Below are 4,011 nucleotides of genomic sequence, written 5' to 3' on the forward strand. Positions count from 1 at the left end.
TCCCTTGATATCTTTACTCTTCATTATGCTGCTGCCTACCAAGAAAGCATCAGCACTGCATTTTTTCAGAAACTGGATATCTTTTGGCGATTCTATCCCACTTTCTGATATTACGATTCTCTTTTCTCTCTGTCCTTTAGAATGGATTTTGTGGTCTCAAGGTCTATCTCAAGTGTATCGAGGTTTCGGTTGTTTNGCTGGAACAAGGGTCTCTGGAATGTATCTTCCGCCAAACTCTCCAAATTTGCCATTTTTTGGGTATCCTAGTTTCATATTGACAACACCAACTCTGAACCAGTCCCTTGATATCTTTACTCTTCATTATGCTACTGCCTACCAAGAAAGCATCAGCACCGCATTTTTTCAAAAACTGGATATCTTTTGGAAATTCTACCCCACTTTCTGATATTATGATTCGCTTTTCATCTCTGTCCTTTAGAATGGATTTTGTGGTCTCAAGGTCTATCTCAAGTGTATCGAGGTTTCGGTTGTTTATTCCTAGTATGTCTGCATGTGTCTTTGCAGAATCTGAAAATTCTTTTTTTGTATGTGACTCTAACAAGACTAAAAGTTTCTTTTTGTGAGCATATGAAACAAATTCATCAATGTCTTTTGCAAACTTTTTGTCAAATATTGCCTGTATTAAAAGAACCATATCAGCTCCTAATTTTTCGGCAGCATCAATTTGGGACTTGTCTACCACAATGTCTTTCATCAACAGCGGTATCTTGACACTTTTTCGAATCTTTGTAAAATAATCTGGCGAGCCATTAAACAAGTACGGCTGTGTTAAAACTGATAATCCAATTGCGCCTCCGTCAACCATCTGTTTTGCAATCATGACAGGATCCGATACCTCTCTTATGTTTCCAAGTGATGGTGATGAAAATTTTACCTCTGTTATCAATGAAGCATGTTTGTTACCTCTAATCTGCTTGATTAGGTCTTTTTCTGATTTGGAATTTTTGTAATTGATTTCATAGGTTCCATCGCTTATTGCCTTTTGTGAATTGTTGGCAAGCTTTTCAAGCATGTCTTTCATTTTTTCTCAAAAGCCTCCAGCTTTGTTACATCTCCACAATATTTTATGAAATCTTTGAAAAGGTCATATGCCTTGCCATTTTTGATTGATTCCAGTGAAACCTGTAATGCCTCATCAAATTTTTCTGAAAACCCACCAACAATTAGCCCAGCTGCAGCATTAAGTGCGGTAATCTCAAGCATGGGCTTTTTGGCAGTTCCGTTTAACACTGAGACAAAGGCTCCTATTGCCTCATCTTTTGTTCTAATCTGAAAATCTGAGATTTTTGCCTTGTTCAAACCTAGATCTGCCGGGTCAAGAACTGAGCTTGTCACTTCACCCTTGTTTAGTTGATAGATGTAATTTTTGGATGTTGTAGATAATTCATCAAGACCGTCTTCGGAGATTACAGTCATTACACTTGTAGCTCCCCTTGACTCTAAAAGAGATATGACACGACTGAGGTATTCTTTTGAATACACTCCGACAAGTTGGTGTTTTACCTGGGCTGGATTGCAAAGCGGACCTAGTAAATTGAATGCAGTTCGTCTGCCCAAATGTTTTCTTGCATCTGCAACATTTTTCATGGCAGGATGAAACTTGGGGGCAAACATAAAACCGATTCCAAACTTTTCAATTATTTCTTGAACTTTGTGTGGTTCCATGTTGAGATCATATCCAAAGTATTCGAAAATGTCTGCACTTCCGCTTGTTCCAGAGACTGACCTGTTTCCATGTTTTGCCACTACTACACCTGACGCGGCTATGACAAATGATGCAGTGGTTGAAATGTTAAACGTACTCATACCATCACCGCCAGTTCCACACACATCTATGATATTTTGATTTATTTTTGGATGTATATGCACTGCATTTTGCTGCATCTTGTCTAGCATTGCAAGAAGTTCTTGGTCTGTTTCTCCTTTTTTTGTCAATGCTCCAAGAAAACTTGTGGTTTCATCCACTGAAATTTTTCCAGATAAAATGTCATCCATTACATGTGACATCTCATCATGGCTGAGATTTTTGTTGGATGACATTTTTGTGATATATTCTGTTATCATTTTTGCACCAACTTGATAAAGTTACTTAGAATCTTCTTGCCTTCGCTAGTCATGATTGATTCTGGGTGAAATTGGACTCCTTCTATGAGGTATTTTTTGTGGCTAATTGCCATTATTTCCTTGTCGTCTTGTGCAACTGCTGTTATCTGGAGGTCGTCTGGAATTATTGTCCTGTCCCCAACTAGAGAGTGGTATCTTGTGGCCTTGAACGGGTTTTGTACTCCCTCAAAGAGTGGAGATTTTGTATGTTCTACGGGGCTAGTCTTACCATGTCTTACGTTTCCAGCATTGACAACTTTTCCACCAAATGCATGTATGATTCCCTGGTGGCCAAGGCATACTCCAAGTATCGGTTTTGTTGGTCCAAGTTCCTTGATTACCTTGGTGCATATTCCAAAATATTTTTCATCTTCTGGTGTTCCAGGTCCTGGAGAAATTATTATTGCGTCATAGTTTCCTTTTTTGATGTCATCAATTGTTACCTTGTCATTTCTGATCACATCTGATTCTACGTTTAGCTCTCCGAGTAGCTGGGCAATGTTGTATACAANCGTTCCAGGTCCTGGGGAAATTATTATAGCGTCATAGTTTCCTTTTTTGATATCATCAATTGTTATCTTGTCATTTCGGATTACATCTGATTCCACGTTTAGCTCTCCGAGTAGCTGGGCAATGTTGTATACAAAAGAATCATAATTGTCAATGATCAGAAATTTCATTTTGATGCCTCCTTGAGCGCTGTTATCATTGCATTTGCCTTGTGCTCTGTTTCCATCCATTCGTTTTGGGCAACAGAGTCTGTGACTATTCCTGCTCCAGTCTGAATGAAACCCTTTGAACCATTCATGAATATGCTTCTTATTCCGATTGCAAAATCACAACAGCCATTAAATGAAAAATACCCTATTGCGCCAGCGTAAGGTCCTCTTGCGTCTGGCTCTAGTTCATCAATTATCTCCATTGCTCGTATCTTTGGCGCCCCTGACACTGTTCCAGCTGGAAATACTGCCTTCATTGCATCATACATGTCGTATTTTTTATCCAATGTTCCGACTACGTGAGTTACAATGTGTTGTACGTGGCTGAATTTTTTAACAGCCATTAATTCTTTGACGTGTACAGAACCATATCTGCATACTCTACCAATGTCATTTCTGCCAAGGTCTACCAACATTGTATGTTCTGCAAGCTCCTTCTCATCGTGTAACAATTCCTTTTTTAGCTCTTCATTCTTTCTCTCATCGTTTGTAATTGGCCTTGTACCTGCAATGGGGAATGTCTCAACTTGGTTTCCTGTAATGCGCAATAACATTTCTGGACTAGATCCAATTATGGTTCTCTCTCCTAGTTTCATGTGATAAAGATATGGTGACGGGTTTATTTGACGCAGAATTTTGTATACTTTGAGATAGTCTCCCTCTGCATCAAAATTGAATTTCCTTGAAAGTACCACTTGGAAAATATCTCCGTCATGAATGTATTTTTTTGCCTGTTTTACCATGTCTACAAACTTGTCTTGATTCAAATTTTCAGAAATCTTTGAAACAGAAAACTTGTCGCAATCTATGTTGGTGTATGATATTTTGTCTATTCTATTTTTATCATAATAAAAATAAAATGATCGTTTTTTCTTGTTGTCATAAAGAATTCCATCTGTGTATATTCCAAATTCCATCAACGGCTCGTCTGAGTTCTTGTGGGCAATTTGGAATTTTTTCCCATAATCTGATTGCATCGTAATTGATAATTCCGACTGCTCCTCCGATATACCTGTATTTTTGATCAGGTACTTGGTAGACTAGTTTCTTGATCTCAGACAAAGGATCACTTGTGGTGATGGTCATAGAGCCTCCGCTTTTGTAATGGAGAACAACTTTGTCAGAATACCCTTTGATGATTATTGATGGGTCAAAACCAATTAGCGAT

General features: G+C 38.3%; 2 protein-coding genes and 4 pseudogenes. All 6 read right to left on the bottom strand.

Features of this window, described 5'->3' with window-relative positions; translation table 11 throughout:
- Nucleotides 1–147, bottom strand: a pseudogene (locus DYY66_RS15255) (indole-3-glycerol-phosphate synthase); the annotation flags it as partial.
- A gap of 49 nt (nucleotides 148–196) precedes the next feature.
- Nucleotides 197–1,042 (bottom strand): annotated as a pseudogene (locus tag DYY66_RS03350) (indole-3-glycerol-phosphate synthase); the annotation flags it as partial.
- Complete coding sequence (gene trpD, locus DYY66_RS03355; RefSeq protein ID WP_166286199.1) at nucleotides 1,039–2,085, bottom strand: anthranilate phosphoribosyltransferase; 1,047 nt, start codon at nucleotides 2,083–2,085, stop codon at nucleotides 1,039–1,041. The pseudogene DYY66_RS03350 and the gene trpD, both read right to left, overlap by 4 nt.
- A partial coding sequence (locus tag DYY66_RS03360; RefSeq protein ID WP_255496022.1) for an aminodeoxychorismate/anthranilate synthase component II occupies nucleotides 2,082–2,635 on the bottom strand: 554 nt, incomplete at its 5' end. The genes DYY66_RS03360 and trpD, both read right to left, overlap by 4 nt.
- 1 nt (nucleotide 2,636) lies before the next feature.
- Nucleotides 2,637–2,804, bottom strand: a pseudogene (locus DYY66_RS13965) (aminodeoxychorismate/anthranilate synthase component II); the annotation flags it as partial.
- Nucleotides 2,801–4,011: pseudogene (locus DYY66_RS03365) on the bottom strand (anthranilate synthase component I family protein); the annotation flags it as partial. The pseudogenes DYY66_RS03365 and DYY66_RS13965, both read right to left, overlap by 4 nt.

This window comes from Candidatus Nitrosotalea sp. FS, assembly GCF_011319475.1.
GTDB lineage: Archaea > Thermoproteota > Nitrososphaeria > Nitrososphaerales > Nitrosopumilaceae > Nitrosotalea.